Here is a 15,166-nt window from a genome sequence, read left to right on the forward strand (position 1 = left end):
GCTTTTAACCGATGATGGGACGGATGAGAGCCCCCGACAGGGTTCGACAAAACAGCCTTACCGTTTTGGACCGCTGCAGGCGGCCCGCAGGGCGAGCGCCACGCGCGAGTCAATCCCGACCAGACATTTCCTTCTCCCAGACAGTTAAACGCAATATGTCGTCACCTGGTGAATGAGAGAAATATCGGTACTTATCATAAAACACCGTTTCTCTTGTATCAGAATAAAATTAACGTTTATTTCATATAATAATCCGCTCCATACACCTGTCTTACTCATATCTTCCGAGCAAAACAAAACGGTATCTGGTGAATTAAACAGACAAAACATTGATGTAAAACAAAAAAGTTAAAACGATAATTAGTCACTCAGGTTATACTTAACCGGTGGAAGAAAATACAAAGCGGTTTTTTATTTCCATTAATGTTCACTTAATCTAAATAAAATAAATTTATTTCTGAAAGAACATTGTACCCTTGTATTTTTACCATCGTGTATTTCCTTGGCGGAGTATTCCAACATGACTATCGTAAAAAAACTAGCTATCGTAATCAGTATCTTCGCCCTCGCATTGATTAGCGTAGGTGGCTTTGGGCTTCAATCACTTAGCCAGTCAAAGGACCGTCTGGAATATGTGATGGTGAATACCTTACCCAGCCTCGACAATCTGGTGCGGTCCAATAATGCATTAAATGATGCTCGCAGTGCATTGGCACTCATCTTTCTGACCCGAGAAGAACAACAACGGAATACCTTAAAACGTGCACTCGATGACTCACTCGCCAAAGTGGAAAAGCTGAATGCCATTTACAAAAAGGATCTGATTTCTGATCCCAAAGATTTACAGATGGCGAATGATAATCTGCAATACCTGAATGATTTCCGTGCCGCGAAAGATAAGCTGTTCCAGCAATCACAAACCGACACGCAGGCAGCAGAAAAGGCTTTTTCCTCTCAGGGGTACCTCACTCTGGCACAGGAAAAGTTGGTGAAAGGGTTCCAGGAGCAGTACGACTATAACGTCACGCTGGCTGGTGGACTACAGGAGCAAAATAATACCAGCTTCAAGCAAGCGTTCTTCGGACTGGTTGGCTTGATTGTGGTGGCATTACTGGTTGCCGGCACCTTCTCCACGGTAATTATCAGTTACGTGCGCAACAGCCTGAATGCCTTACGCCAGACGCTGATCACCGTCAGTGAAAACCTGGACCTGACCTTGCATGCCGATGCCAGTAAAAATGATGAAATTGGCCAGACATCAGGCGCGTTCAATAATCTGATCCAACGTTTTGCGATGGTATTGTCCGACGTTCGTTCTGCCAGTGAAAGTGTATCGACGGCATCCGGTGAAATTGCCGCAGCCAATGAAGACCTCTCTGCCCGCACAGAAGAGCAGGCTTCGTCTCTGGCACAAACAGCCGCCAGCATGCATGAGATTTCATCCACGATCGAAAGTAACGTCGACAATACGGCACAGGCCAACAAGTTGGGCCAGCAGGCAAGTGTAGCGGTTCAGCACGGTGATGAAGCCGTACAACGTATGATGCATGCCATGGAAGATATCGCCAGCGGCTCCGCCAAAGTTGCCGATATCACCAACCTGATTGAAGGCATCGCTTTCCAGACCAATATTCTGGCGCTGAATGCCGCGGTGGAAGCAGCCCGGGCGGGTGAACATGGCCGAGGCTTTGCGGTGGTCGCTGGTGAAGTTCGTACACTGTCGCAGCGTTCTTCGTCTGCAGCCAAAGAGATCAAAAACCTGATCGATAGTGCGATTTCCGCGGTGAAACATGGTGCGGTGCAAGCCGATGAAGTCCGCGATGCTATCAGCAACGTGAAGGGCGTGATTCAAAACGTGTCCAACCTGGTCAACGAAGTCTCGCTGGCTTCAGAAGAACAGAGTCGCGGTATCTCCCAAATCAATACCGCCATTAACCAGATGGAGGCCGTCACACAGCAGAATGCCGCCATGGTGGAACAAGCCTCTTCGGCCGCAGACTCACTGAACGAGCAGGCAACCAAGTTGCGTCAGTCGGTCGAAGTTTTCAAACTCGAAACGAGCGCACACTTTACTGACTCACACACCATGAGTGGTGCCGGTCACCTACGTTTGAGCCACCGCTAAGTCGTCAGGTATAGCGATAAAAAAGGGTTGCGCGAGCAACCCTTTTTACTTGGATGTAGGCCTGGTATCAGGAATAGGCCACCAGGGTGCGATGACACAATTCCGAGCGCACACAATCCTCTTTACCAAAGGTCACGATGCTGACCATATCGTCTTCCGTAAATCGCTCCAGCGCATCCCGCAGACCGGATTTCACACCAGCAGGTAAGTCACACTGGGTAATGTCTCCATTAACAATCACTGTCACGTTCTCGCCCAAGCGTGTCAGGAACATCTTCATCTGATTGACGGTAACGTTCTGGGCCTCATCCAGAATCACTACGGCATTTTCGAACGTCCGCCCACGCATGTAGGCAAACGGCGAAATTTCCACTTTAGCGATTTCCGGTCGCAGGCAATACTGCAGGAAAGAGGAGCCAAGTCGACGTTGCAACACGTCATAGACAGGGCGAAAATACGGCGCGAACTTCTCCGCAATGTCGCCCGGCAGGAAGCCAAGATCTTCTTCAGCCTGCAAGACCGGCCGTGTCACGATAATGCGTTCAACCTCTTTATGAAGCAGTGCTTCAGCCGCTTTGGCCGCACTGAGAAACGTTTTGCCACAACCAGCCTCGCCAGTGGCAAAGATTAACTGTTTATTTTCTATTGCAGACAAGTAGTGTTCCTGCGCCGGGTTTCGGGCCTCAATTATTGAGGTGTCACGGCTCTCACGCGCCATACCGATAGCTTCAATGCCGCCCAACTGAACCAGAGAAGTGACCGAATCTTCTTCACGCTGACGATGACTGCGCGATTCACGTCTGATAACACGTTTGGCTTCACGACGCGCTTTGATCACTGCTTTTTGTCTTCCCATAGTGGCACCTTACAGTTTGTTTCACTGACCGAACGACCTGAGATCGACGGTGTTTTGTTCACAAATGAGGTTTGGCTTCCTTATTAAGCCGTAGCGTTGGAAATGACGAAAACCAATACATAACCGACACCGCTCCTCTTGCGAAGATGTGCGTTCGACATTGGCATAAGTGAATGGAGCGGAAATCGCTCTATGGGGATTATCACAACAACCGGGAGACAGTGAAAAAACGGAGCGGGAGAGAGAACCTCCGCCTTGATAAGGCGGCAGAAACGGGCGAATTTGCTGACTATTCCGTCCAGGGAAGGACTCTACCATTCGCGTTCCTCACTGTGACAATAACTATTCGGATGAATAATGATTGACCGCATCAGGCATCCGACATCTGGGGTAAAATTACCGTCCTTAGATGTCATTACGATGACAGTGCTCTATTTTGCCCCTTCATGGCAAGTATTTTTGCATAGCCATAACATAAAACTCTATATTGCGCCCACTCTGCGTCAGGCAAGCTATACCAAATTACTCGAGTTGCAGGGCAACGCGCCAGTAACCTGAATGATGGCGGGTATATATTCGATGAGTCACACAAGGGACGCGTGCTGGGGAGATATCCTCCGCCAGTTGACGGAGGAGTTCGGAGGTTAGTAATGTTTCTGCCAATGCAGATATTGATCGTACTTGCGCAGAGCGCTGCGGTATGTATTTTGCTCGATATCAGGTAAATAATCGCAGACACGCTGCTGAATATTACCGTCTGAGGTGAAACTTTCCTGTGGGTAATTTTTCGCCAACAGTAATTCATCCAGACGTCGTAAGCGAATGACATATTCACGCATCGTGCTGTGTCGCACTTCTGTCTGCTCTATCAAATACTGTGTAAACGCTTTGATATCGAAGTAATTGGCGTGCGTATTGCAGGAGACCTCGCTGCAAAAACGGCATAGCGGGATGAGTTCTTCCTGCACAGACTCCCAGATCGTGTTGTCAATCAGTCTATCCATCATGGCAATCGACTTCTTGTTGATGAGCTGATCACGAAATACCAGCGACACACGATCCAGTTCTTTGGCGCAATGAGCGCAGTGTGTTTGTCTGTGTTTGAAGTCCTTCAAGTAACGGCTAAGAAGCTGCTTCTTCCTGGTTGATTGAGGCATGAGTCCATTCCTGACTGTAGGGTGGTACAACTACATGTCTGTGTGCTCCAAATTAAACGTCACTCATTAATTTTGCACGCAGACGCTTTATCGCCTGGCTATGCAACTGACTAACGCGCGACTCACCCACCTCAAGAACCGCACCGATTTCCTTCAGGTTCAGTTCTTCCTGGTAGTAGAGAGTCAACACCATTTTTTCGCGCTCCGGCAGGTTTTCAATCGCGTCCATCACCCGTTGACGTAGATTTACGTCCATCAACAGGTTTAATGGATTGGCATCCTCATTCCCTTCCAGTAACGCCTCAGCGCTATCCCCATGCTCTTCCCGCCACTCATCGTAAGAAAACAGCTGGCTATTGTTGGTATCCAGCAGAATCTGACGATATTCCTCTAACGAGATGTTCAGGGTTTGGGCCACTTCCTGTTCGGTTGGGGCCCGGCCGAGTGACTGTTCAGCCTGCTGCATTGCCTGAGCCACTTCCCGGGCGTTACGCCTGACACTACGTGGCGCCCAGTCCCGGCTGCGCAACTCATCCAGCATCGCGCCACGAATACGTTGCACGGCATAGGTAGTAAATGCCGTACCTTGCAACGAATCATAACGCTCTACGGCACTGAGCAGCCCAATGCCCCCTGCCTGCAGGAGGTCATCAAGCTCAACGCTTGCCGGAAGACGAACCTGCAACCGCAAGGCTTCATGGCGCACCAACGGAACATAGCGCTTCCATAATGAATTTTTATCCATTGTGCCTTCAGCGGTATACAGTTCGCTCACAGTGATAAATACCTATAAAATTAAGGTGCTCAACATCATTATGCGTTTAGCATACTATGACAATCGGAAGAATAGGTGCAGAAAAAAGGCTTTTTTCAGATATGCTGCCAATTTCCCATTTCTGAAAATTGTAGCGGCTATAGCGCAAGGTGGATACCTACCCCGACAGGAAAGGCGCATTTTTTGTGATATTGATGTGCAGTTACTGACTGATAATGAAAGAAACTATTAACACAATAATTGTCATGATGAAGGAAAAATCAGACTGCTATTACTCTACAATCCGCTTTATGCTAAATAAGGTGGTGTAAACCACCACCTTATTCCCAATCATCGACTGACTTTAGTGATTAATTTTATTACCATACTTTTCAGATAGATAATCTTTATATTCTGCATAGCGATTTTGGGCATCCTTGATAGTCGTCACCACCCAGGAAAATGAGCCTTCCCTGTGATTAACATCACAGACAAAAGAAGCATCAATACGTGATATATGGGTCGACTTTCCAATACCATCCAGGACAGCAGATAACGCGACCTGATCTAAAAACCAGACGGCGTTATTTTTCATCAAGTTATTCCATATAAAAAGCGCAACTTTTTTGACGAAACGTCTGGATTCCTCACCACCATTTAGATAAACAAACCCAGCAATCGCTTTTTCCCAGAACGGTGCACTCTCACTTTTCGTCAAAGCAATGTCAGCGCTTCCTATTTTATGTCCGACAAATTGCCAGTCATTTCTCATCAGACAATCTGCATCGACAACGATCAACGGGCCTTTCATGATAGGTAACAGATAATTGGCCGCAACAAATCGTCTGCAAGCGTAGTGCACATTGATACCCGTTACATCAGCAATGAATTCGGATGTACAAGAAATATTTAACTCAGGAAATTGGGCATGCTTGGTTTTGATATCTTCTGCCGTTGCATCATCAATATTATAAACATGCAGATGCACATTGAATTTTTCACGGTTCGTCTCGTAAAGAGAGTAAATCAGATACGCAGCATGCTGATGGTAATACTTGATATCACAGGCAATCAATACAGTAGGCTTATCATTATCTAACTCTCTTTTCAGTAGCCATTGATAATGATCGTAGTTGATATCTTCTGTTTTTGATATCAGTGAACTAAAATCAATATAGGAGTCGGGGTAACCACCATTTTTGAATATGGTCGACACAACCATCAATAAAGCTAACGGATCTTCACCAATAAGATAGGAGTTCGCCGTCATTTTTTTGACAAGTAAGAATGCATACTCGTAATCCTCTTCCAGAATACAAGTAAGCAGTAAAATCTTAAAGATAACAGGCACATCTTGCAGAGTATCTAAATTGTTCTCGATGAGTCCAATCGCCTGCTCTACCGCGCCAATACGGAAAAGAAGCTGGATCGATGCAACTAAATACTCAATATTCGGAGCCAACTCCAGCACATCGCTAAGATAGCTGATAACACTATTAATGTATTCGGTCGGCATACGTACCTGCTGACCGTCCCACTTTTCATCCAAAGACAGATTAGACAGCGCTATCGCATTAAGCAGTAATTTTAATGCGCGATCCTGGGCCTCGGGTAAATTGCTCTGACTGGCGGCCAGATTTTTGTTTAGGGCATAGAGATCGCTGCTTCTATTGACGATGACATCAAGAACAATTTTTTTCGGCAAATCACCAATGCTGCCAATCATCAATTCACGACTGAACACATCCCGATAGTATTGATGTGTTGATTTTACCTGCGTGTAATCCGCCATAAACAACCTTCAATTGTTGTATTTACTGTTACAGCAACATGACCATACATATAACAGAATGTCTTTTCGGGTGATTAATACCATCACCCGAATAAGGACGTGTCAGTCGGCCACAGGGATAAAGAACATAATGGTTTCAGCCCACCCTTCGGTGTAATGACGCAAATAAATGCGATAATCACTCCGAAGGCTCAGAATATATTCGGGGATCTTCCAAAAGTCGCTAGGATAATGATAAACCGCCACCGCCAGCTTCGGATGATCATCCAGAATATGCTGTTTCATTCCGGTTAATGCGGCGATTTCCGCTCCTTCCAGATCAAGTTTGATAAAGCTGACCGGTTCATTCACGACGCTATCCAGCGTCGCGACTTCAATTTTCACATCTCCGTCTTCCGAAATATGGCTGGCTGAACCGTCACCCGAAGAAAAGCTCAGCGTAGTATTCCGGTCGAACAACCCCAGCAGATGATAGTTAACGTTATGCAAATCACGCATATTTTCTTTCGCTAACACCAGGGTATCACTGCCCGGTTCGAAGAAATGAATACTGCCATACTCTGGGCAACGCTTAGCAAATTCCAGGCTGGTAAAACCATCAAACCCACCACCATCGACAAAGACTTCGCCCTCGGAAAATGCGACAAATGGTTCGAAGTACTGTCTGTCGACACAAAAATCATATTTTTCGATGGCTGACAGATTGGCTTCAAGACGAAAACGCAAAATATCGTCAAATACCTGGCGAGACTCATCATCTACCAGCAACCCACGAATCCACTCAAATTTCGCGGTATTGGTCGCATGTTCTTTGCGCATGTCCGTGATGCATTCAAGCTGTGGAACGGTACCGTTACTCAGATCAGCAAACGCGAAATAGTCCATCACCTCTTTGACGCCAGCCGCTCTCAGTTTCGCTACGCCAGTTTTAGGACGAGAATTGGTCACCGCAGACACCACCATGCTGTCTTTCTCGACTTGATTCAGGCGCAGCACCGGCTTGCCTAACCATGTCGTTAGGGTAGTGTACTCGTCAATAAAACCATCAACCGGTGCGACTCTGGCGACCGCTTCTGCATACGGGTTCACGCCCAATACATAGCGCTTAGTCCCATCGACACGGGTAAACCGCTCAAAAAAGTTAGCTGTTGCGCTATTAACTGCCGCGGGCTTACTGGTTGTATTCATTCGTCTTCTCTCCAATACCTTCTGATATCGCCATGAGTCATCACCCTCATCATGCACCGCTCTGACATGGCTGTTATCCGTCATCGCAGTTTTACCAGTAAAAGTTTAGTGACAGTAATAACACCGGGTGATCTCTAAACCGATACAGTACAAAATCAGCAACACATTGTTTTATATTTCATCAGGGCATCGCTTATTCCGTGATCCGCACTTTTTCTCCTTTATGCGCGCTGGTGGCAGCGGCCTGAAGATAGCGAATCCCCCTCATCGCAACATCGCTACCAAACACATACTCACACGCGCCGTCTTTAAGATAAGAAGCGATGTCCTCGTAATAGTTGGCGAACGCTTCTATAAATCCAGCCGGGTGCCCAGCTTTAAAACGGTGGTATCGCGCTTGTGACGCCACCAGATTATCTGGGTGAGTTCGGTCTATTACGCTGGAAATGCCATTGATATTGCTGAGTTTCAAATGTTCAGGATCCATCTGTAACCATTCCGCCGCCCCTTTGCTGCCGTAAATCCGGATACGTAAACCGTTGCGGCACCCCAACGCCGCTTTGGTGTACCAGTAATTACACACAACCTGGTTGGTATAACCGGAAATGCAATGAACGGTATCCACAACATCAGGGATCTCGCCAAAACGGTGGTGTACGGCATACACGTCCTGGGCCTGCTCACCAATAATGTAATCCACCATCTGATGAGCATGAACGCCCAGATCTAATGACACGGTAGGGATCACACCATCATGCTGCCGCCAGTCTTGTGGGCGAGGTACCGCCCCACTTTTGACATGGCGCAGAAATCCCTCCTGAGGCATCTCAACCATCACCTGTCTAATCTGGCCCAGCTCACCACTGGCAATACGCTGCCTCAGTTCCCTAACCATCGGGTAGCCAGAATAGTTAAAGGTAACCAGCAAGGTTCCGTTCATTTTTTCCAGAGCATGCTGAATGGCTGCGACCTCTTCAACATTAGTGGCTAACGATTTCTCACAAATGACCGGCAATTGATGTTCAATACAGGCAATAACAATATCTTTATGCGTCGGTGTCGGCGTCAGGATAACGACCGCATCCAGTTTACTGGCTTCCGCTTGTAAGAAACTATCCAGGTCACGATATACGCGATCCTCAGGGATTCCCCAGCTGGCGGCAGTCTGCTGATTAATATTCTCATGACGACTAAAGAAACCCGACACCAGTTCGAAATGGCCATCCATTTGCGAAGCGATCTTATGTGTCTCGCCAATCGCCGAATTAATACCACCACCGATGAACCCGATTTTGAGTGCTCCCCCGGAGCTGGTTATACTTTTCATTTCGTTTTTCCCAGAAAAGAGTGGCTCACCGTCAGATGATGTTTCAGACCCTCGGTATTACCTAACAACTGAGTTTGATCAGAAAAGGTCATAAAGACCACCGCAGCGCGATCACCTGGAGCCGGATTCAGCATTTCACCACTTTTCTTCAATAAAACACTTTCCAGTAACTCACCGGGCAACTGGTGATAGCGCAACGCGTTAAAGATAGTCTTTTCAGATACCGATACCGTGTGTCTGGCGACATAGTGGTGGGCAGGCGGTCGCTTATTGGCAAATATCGTGGATGACGATAAAAAAGGCGCCACAAAATATTCTGCATACGGCACATCTGTGGAATAACGAATCAGCTGGCAATAAAGATCGCCCGGGCAACGTCGGGTTAGCTCAATCAGCCAAAAGTTATCACCATTGGCAATAAACTGTGTATGCAGCAAGCCATCGCATAATTTCAGATCAGCAACAATGCTGTTAATACAATCGCTCACAGCATTTTTCAGCGCTTCACTCATCTGATGGGCAATACAACTGCTATCCACCTGATAAGGGTAAACGGTGCAATATTCATTAACGAAGAACTCACAGGCTATCTCTCCATTACGAATAAAGGCAGAGTGACTGTGCAATGAGCCTTGTTTGAACTCTTCTATCACGACTTGACCGCTTGCCGACGCCGATGCCGCCATCTGGTAAGCAGGTAAAATATCCTGCTCACATTGGACTAACGTAATGCCACGCCCGCTATAGGCATCCACAGGCTTCACTAAAATCGGGTACGAAAGTTCTCCGGCACAGGCAATATCACGTACCGCGGTAGGAACAGGTAAGCCTTTGCGCTGAGCATAAGTACGGAATTCGTCCTTTCTCAGCAAAATGTTGGTTGTCTCAACCGAATCGAAACCCGGCATACCTAATGATTCAGCAACCCAGGCCCCGGTTTCGTAAGACACATCCGTCACACCAGGCAGGATAATTTTAATATTTTCCTTTCTGACAATACCGAGAATTGCCTCTTTGTCCGAATAATCTTCAACAATCGACCGGGTTGCACGGATATGACCTGGATCGCCCGGTTTACCGCTACACACACCGATGGCAATCCCCTGCTCCAGGCACGCTTCCAGCAGTGGTAACGCAGAAAAACCGGCATCAAGCATTAAGGCATCTATCGTAGACATATCCATTCTCTGTTACAAAATTTCAGGTATCTCCTGAGGAGATAAGCCCCCTGCTCGCGTTCAGTCGCGATAAGGAGAGCGGTTCATTAACACACGTTTTCATTCAACGTGCGTTCGATAATCTCAATGATGCGATCCTGGTCTTCAGTTTCCAGCCCTGGGTAAATAGGAAGGCACAATACTGAGTTGGCCACATTCGTCGCTACAGGCAAGTTAGCGGCACTCGCGCTGTTAATACCACGGTACATTGGGAAACTGCTGATTAACGGATAGAAATACCGGCGAGACATAATGCCCTGCGCTTTTAACGCACTATATAGCTTTTCTCGAGTATCGAATGAGCAATCATCCATAAAGAGCGGGAAATAGGCATAATTCCAGTCAATTGAGTCAGGTACACTCAGCGTTGTTAAACCATTAATCCGGGCCAACCCGTCACGATAATAGTGATAAATGTGTTTTCTATCTTCCAGCGCCTGATCAATATATTTCAGTTGCAGTAAGCCAAACGCGGCCTGCACTTCGTTCATCTTGCCGTTAATACCGGGCGCAACAACAGTCGTTTCATCCGCAAAACCAAAATTTTTCAGATAATCAATCCGTTTCTTCATTTTCGCATCAGGGCAGATAATCGCACCGCCTTCGATGGTGTTGAATACCTTAGTTGCATGAAAACTCAGAATAGAGAGATCGCCGTAATTCAGAATACTGGTTCCCTCTTTTTTTACGCCAAAAGAGTGCGCTGCGTCATAAATCACTTTCAGACCATATACATCGGCAATTTCCTGAATTTTATCCACATCACAAGGAATACCGTAGCAATGCACAGGAAGAATAGCGGACGTAAGTGGCGTAATCGCCTCTTCGATCTTTTTAGGATCTAGATTACAGGTGACCGGATCGATATCCACAAAGACAGGCTTCAGGTTATTCCACAATAACGAATGCGATGTCGCCACAAACGAATAAGGCGTGGTGATAACCTCACCAGTGATACGCAACGCCTGCAATGCCGTCAGCAGCGCCAGCGTGCCATTGGTAAACAAGCACAGGTGCTTAACACCCAGATACTCGGCCAATACCTGCTCAAGCTGTTGGTGAAAAGGCCCACCATTTGTCAGGTACTTGTTATCCCATATCTTTTCCAGATAAGGCATAAACTCATCAAGCTGAGGCAGTAAAGGGCTCGTTACATAGATATTCTTGCTCATCATTCACCTGTCCTTGCGCTTATGTCGCCATGCATAACGCAGCGTTATCTATTTTTTATCGCTATCACTGCTCCCGCCACACCTTGCCACACAGACGAAAACAGCGGTACCTTCGTCAGTTTTATGACTCACTTTCCCAGTCAATGCTGAATGAGCTGGGCTCTTTTCCTTCGCAATAAATCTGCCATGCATTACGTATCGCATGTTCGAAATACACAGACGGAGACAGGACGGAATTCATTCTGGCGGCAATGCGTCCCCGAATACCGGCACGCACATCACTCAGTTTTTCCAACGACTGGCTCCAGTACAACGCCTTTTGGAGAAACTCGTCTTCACTCGTCGAGATAAAATCATCCAGCCCCAGAATGCGCATCGTGACACTGCCTTGTCGTGAGGCAATAGACTCCCCTTCACGGGTCAGTACAGGAACCCCCATCCAGGCCGCATGACTCACCGTCGTTCCGCCGGTATACGGATAGGTATCCAGCAGCAGATCCACTTCGCGGTGCATTCCCAAATACTCTTTCAGGCCGGTTCGCATGCGGAAAGATAGCTGCTCCTCGTTGACACCACACTCAAGCAGTCGCGTACGGAAATAATCTATTGTTTCCTGGCCCGTCATGTATCCCATGATCAGACGAGAATTCGGTATCGTCGTCAGGACCTTAGCCCATAAAGCCAGTGTTTCATCAGAAATTTTCTGCGGGCGGTTAAAACTGGCAAACGTCAGATAGCCATTCTTTAAGGCCGGAAGCTCGTTTACATCCGGGCTGTCTTTAACTGGCTCAAAGTATTTAACCGAGGGCAAATAAATGATTTTTTCTGTCAGATACGGATCCAGTGCCCCACCTTGACGGTAATGCACATCAAGCAGAATGTAGTCAACCGTCTTCATCCCCGTGGTGCCGGGATAACCAATCCAGGTCATCTGGATCGGTGCAGGCTTCAGTGCTAAAACAGGCAGGCGGTTATACGCTGTATGGCCGGACAGATCGATCAGGATGTCTATCTCATCCTGATTGATGAGCATCGCCAATTCCAGATCGCCCATCTTATCGACGTTATGCCAATTGGCCGCAGTCTGTTTTAAACTTTCAGCCTTTGCATCATTACGTTGAAAACTTGAATAGGCGTAAAGAGAGAATAGATTGCGATCAAGCGAATTCCAGATAGGTTCCAGGAAGTTAGTTACCGGATGATCACCAAAATCGCCGGAAATAAAACCAATACGTAACGGGCGTTGGCTATCTTTGTTCTGTATATAACTAAAGTGCTGATGATAATTCGCAGCAGCGGCTTCAACGCGGTTACCAAATAAGACATGCTCCTGATACAACGCTTGCGGCGTCACGTCGACATCATGGGACAGCCCCAGTAACAAGTTACTGTACAGATGGAACGCCTCTGGCATCAATTCAATCGTTTTACGGTGATACTTGATGGCGTCCTTACGGCCCAGATTATGGCAAATCATCCCCATATGGCTGATAAAGTTGGGGTTTTCAGGGTCTATTTGTAGTGCTTTTTCCATACAAATAAACGCCGAATCAAGGTTATGGGTAATGTTCAACAATACCGCCAACGTATCCCATGCCAGTCCTTTTCGCTTATCGCAACGCAGTACCTTTCTGGTCAGTGCCATGCCATGGTGCCATTCATTCTTTTTCCAGAAGCACACCGATAAATCGACATAGAAATCCCAGTTAAAAGGCATCAATGCGATGGCCCGGGTAATGACGCCCAGTGCGCCATCAAAATCGCCGGTGCGCACATAGGTATTCACGAAGGGGTACCAGACACTCAGGTTATCTGGGTAAGTACTAATAATTTCTTCTGCTTTCGTTCTGACTTCAGCGAAATGCCCCAGCGCAGTGAGGCGATCCATCTCTTCGTATACCTTGCGACTAAGCGGATTCTTATCCTGTAGTTTATTCTTTTTATGTGTCACGGGCTTTTCTGGTTCGATGAAGCCACCCGCATTCGTTTCACTGACGTACACCACCAGTGACTGAATATAGACGGCAACCTGCGTGGCATCCGCTTTTACTATCGCTTCCTGCAGGTAATCTCGCCATGCCCGTGGCGTTCCCCATACCACGCCTTTATTACGTAACGCCCAGAGTTGGCTATAAAAGGCGTTGTCGTTATCCTTAAGCGATGGGGGTAAATGCTGCAGAAAAAGTCGCTCATCACTATCGAGTGAAACCGGCTCATGCCAAAAATTGAATGCCAGGTCAGTTGTAGCAAGCCCTGGCAACCCGGTCAGCGTCTTGTGTCGGCTGTTACGATAAGGACAATTCCCTATCCGAACGTAAACACCGTCGATCCCTTTTGCAAACAAACTTCTGAGCGCATCCAGCACATCCTGCTGGTGATTATCCGTTTCTTTTTCCGGGAAACGCGTATTAAAGACCAATTGTTCCAGACTCAGGCTGGCAGGCCAAGACTCACCTAACGCATCGAGAATACTTAAAACCACTGGGTTGTCAGTACTGATGGTTTCGCCGGTACTGGAGGTGTGGGCGTTTAATATTCTATTGCCATCGGCTCTGACACGTTGGAAATTTCCAGCCCAATTGAAATCTGCAAGTTTTGCCAGATCAGGCCCGGACAGGATATCGCCTGCGCGTTCCTGCGGAACCAGTATGCTAAAACGCTGAGAACGGTTGACAGCGAAATCCAGATACTGCTGGCGCAAATAGACCGTATTTTCAGGGCAAATCGTCTCATGCAAATGCGAAACCTGATCGCCATAATGCTCCGCCAGCTCGGTGTATGCGCGAACATCTCCTACATAGGAGAAGCCAGCCTGCGTAATTTGTGAATAGAAATCAACAAAATAGCAAGGCTGATTCAGCCCTTGTAGATAGAGCAACGCGAAGTCTACATCAGACTGTTTTTCAGCTTGTTCAATGAACGATTTCAGTGCGGCATTTTGAGGGTTATCCGGCGCAGTCCCTAAAGACATGTAGGTCAACATGGCTCGGGCACTGGCATTCGCCGTCTGTTCATCGCTAGCAAGACCGCTATGAAGCTGAATAGCATCCCGTAGAATTTCGCCGGTTTTCCATCCTGGGTAAGTATTGTAGCAATAGCAGACAATGCCTTCAGTTGTCAGATGCTGATGGCAGAATCGCAGCAAAGCATCTCGCGTTTCACCGCCAATGAGACTAAACAAACCGTGGATAATAATGTAATCGAATGTCCCAGGATCGCAGGCCAGTAGAGACTCCAGGTCCAGTGCGAATAATGCAATGTTCTCCAATTCGAGCTGCTGTATCAGTCCGTTGCCTTTTTCAATTTGCTCCGCATCAAGATCGACCCCGACAGCCTGCGCCTGTGGATTTGCCAGCGCAAAAGGCAACAAATTGCCACCATCTTTACACCCAATCTCAAGTACACGCGCCTTTTCCGGCGCAGCGGACTTGATGCCGTAAAGATGTGCTGTGGCTTGCAAATGAAAGGGGGCAGTGTGAGGGATGGGAGGTGACATCGAACTCAGTGGTGCTTTACCAGTATCTTCACCCAGGTCAGTATTATTCGCTAAAGGCTGTGTATCTGGCATGGTCACAAGG

Annotated in this window: 10 protein-coding genes; 1 reads left to right on the top strand and 9 read right to left on the bottom strand. The window is 47.3% G+C overall.

Annotated elements, in window-relative coordinates:
- Positions 1–520 precede the first annotated feature (520 nt).
- Positions 521–2,125 (top strand): methyl-accepting chemotaxis protein, encoded by a 1,605-nt coding sequence (locus DZE2538_RS12280; RefSeq protein ID WP_038916480.1) that lies wholly within the window; start codon positions 521–523, stop codon positions 2,123–2,125.
- Positions 2,126–2,192: 67 nt separating this feature from the next.
- Here the strand turns inward: DZE2538_RS12280 and phoH are convergent, their stop codons facing one another.
- From phoH to DZE2538_RS12325, 9 genes are all read right to left on the bottom strand, one after another.
- Positions 2,193–2,981, bottom strand: coding sequence for a phosphate starvation-inducible protein PhoH (gene phoH / locus DZE2538_RS12285; protein ID WP_019843807.1), 789 nt, complete (start codon positions 2,979–2,981; stop codon positions 2,193–2,195).
- 644 nt (positions 2,982–3,625) lie between these two features.
- Positions 3,626–4,138, bottom strand: coding sequence for a flagella biosynthesis regulatory protein FliZ (fliZ, locus tag DZE2538_RS12290; protein WP_012884248.1), 513 nt, complete (start codon positions 4,136–4,138; stop codon positions 3,626–3,628).
- 52 nt (positions 4,139–4,190) lie between these two features.
- Positions 4,191–4,913, bottom strand: coding sequence for an RNA polymerase sigma factor FliA (locus DZE2538_RS12295; RefSeq protein ID WP_012884247.1), 723 nt, complete (start codon positions 4,911–4,913; stop codon positions 4,191–4,193).
- Positions 4,914–5,256: 343 nt separating this feature from the next.
- On the bottom strand, positions 5,257–6,684 hold the full coding sequence (locus DZE2538_RS12300) for a hypothetical protein (protein ID WP_038916481.1): 1,428 nt from the start codon (positions 6,682–6,684) through the stop codon (positions 5,257–5,259).
- Positions 6,685–6,786: 102 nt separating this feature from the next.
- Positions 6,787–7,872 (bottom strand): FkbM family methyltransferase, encoded by a 1,086-nt coding sequence (locus DZE2538_RS12305; protein ID WP_038913705.1) that lies wholly within the window; start codon positions 7,870–7,872, stop codon positions 6,787–6,789.
- 193 nt (positions 7,873–8,065) lie between these two features.
- Positions 8,066–9,199, bottom strand: a complete 1,134-nt coding sequence (locus DZE2538_RS12310; RefSeq protein ID WP_038916482.1) for a Gfo/Idh/MocA family protein — start codon at positions 9,197–9,199, stop codon at positions 8,066–8,068.
- A complete protein-coding gene (locus tag DZE2538_RS12315; RefSeq protein ID WP_226066642.1) occupies positions 9,196–10,356 on the bottom strand; it encodes an ATP-grasp domain-containing protein in 1,161 nt (386 codons plus the stop codon). The genes DZE2538_RS12310 and DZE2538_RS12315 overlap by 4 nt, the downstream gene beginning before the upstream one ends.
- Before the next feature lie 107 nt (positions 10,357–10,463).
- The gene (locus tag DZE2538_RS12320) at positions 10,464–11,588 is read right to left on the bottom strand and encodes a DegT/DnrJ/EryC1/StrS family aminotransferase (RefSeq protein WP_038915067.1); all 1,125 of its coding nucleotides are present in this window, start codon (positions 11,586–11,588) and stop codon (positions 10,464–10,466) included.
- Between the two features lie 121 nt (positions 11,589–11,709).
- On the bottom strand, positions 11,710–15,156 hold the full coding sequence (locus DZE2538_RS12325; protein ID WP_050568733.1) for an O-linked N-acetylglucosamine transferase family protein: 3,447 nt from the start codon (positions 15,154–15,156) through the stop codon (positions 11,710–11,712).
- Positions 15,157–15,166 lie beyond the last annotated feature (10 nt).

The organism is Dickeya zeae NCPPB 2538 (assembly GCF_000406165.1).
In the GTDB taxonomy this organism is placed as follows: Bacteria; Pseudomonadota; Gammaproteobacteria; order Enterobacterales; family Enterobacteriaceae; genus Dickeya; species Dickeya zeae.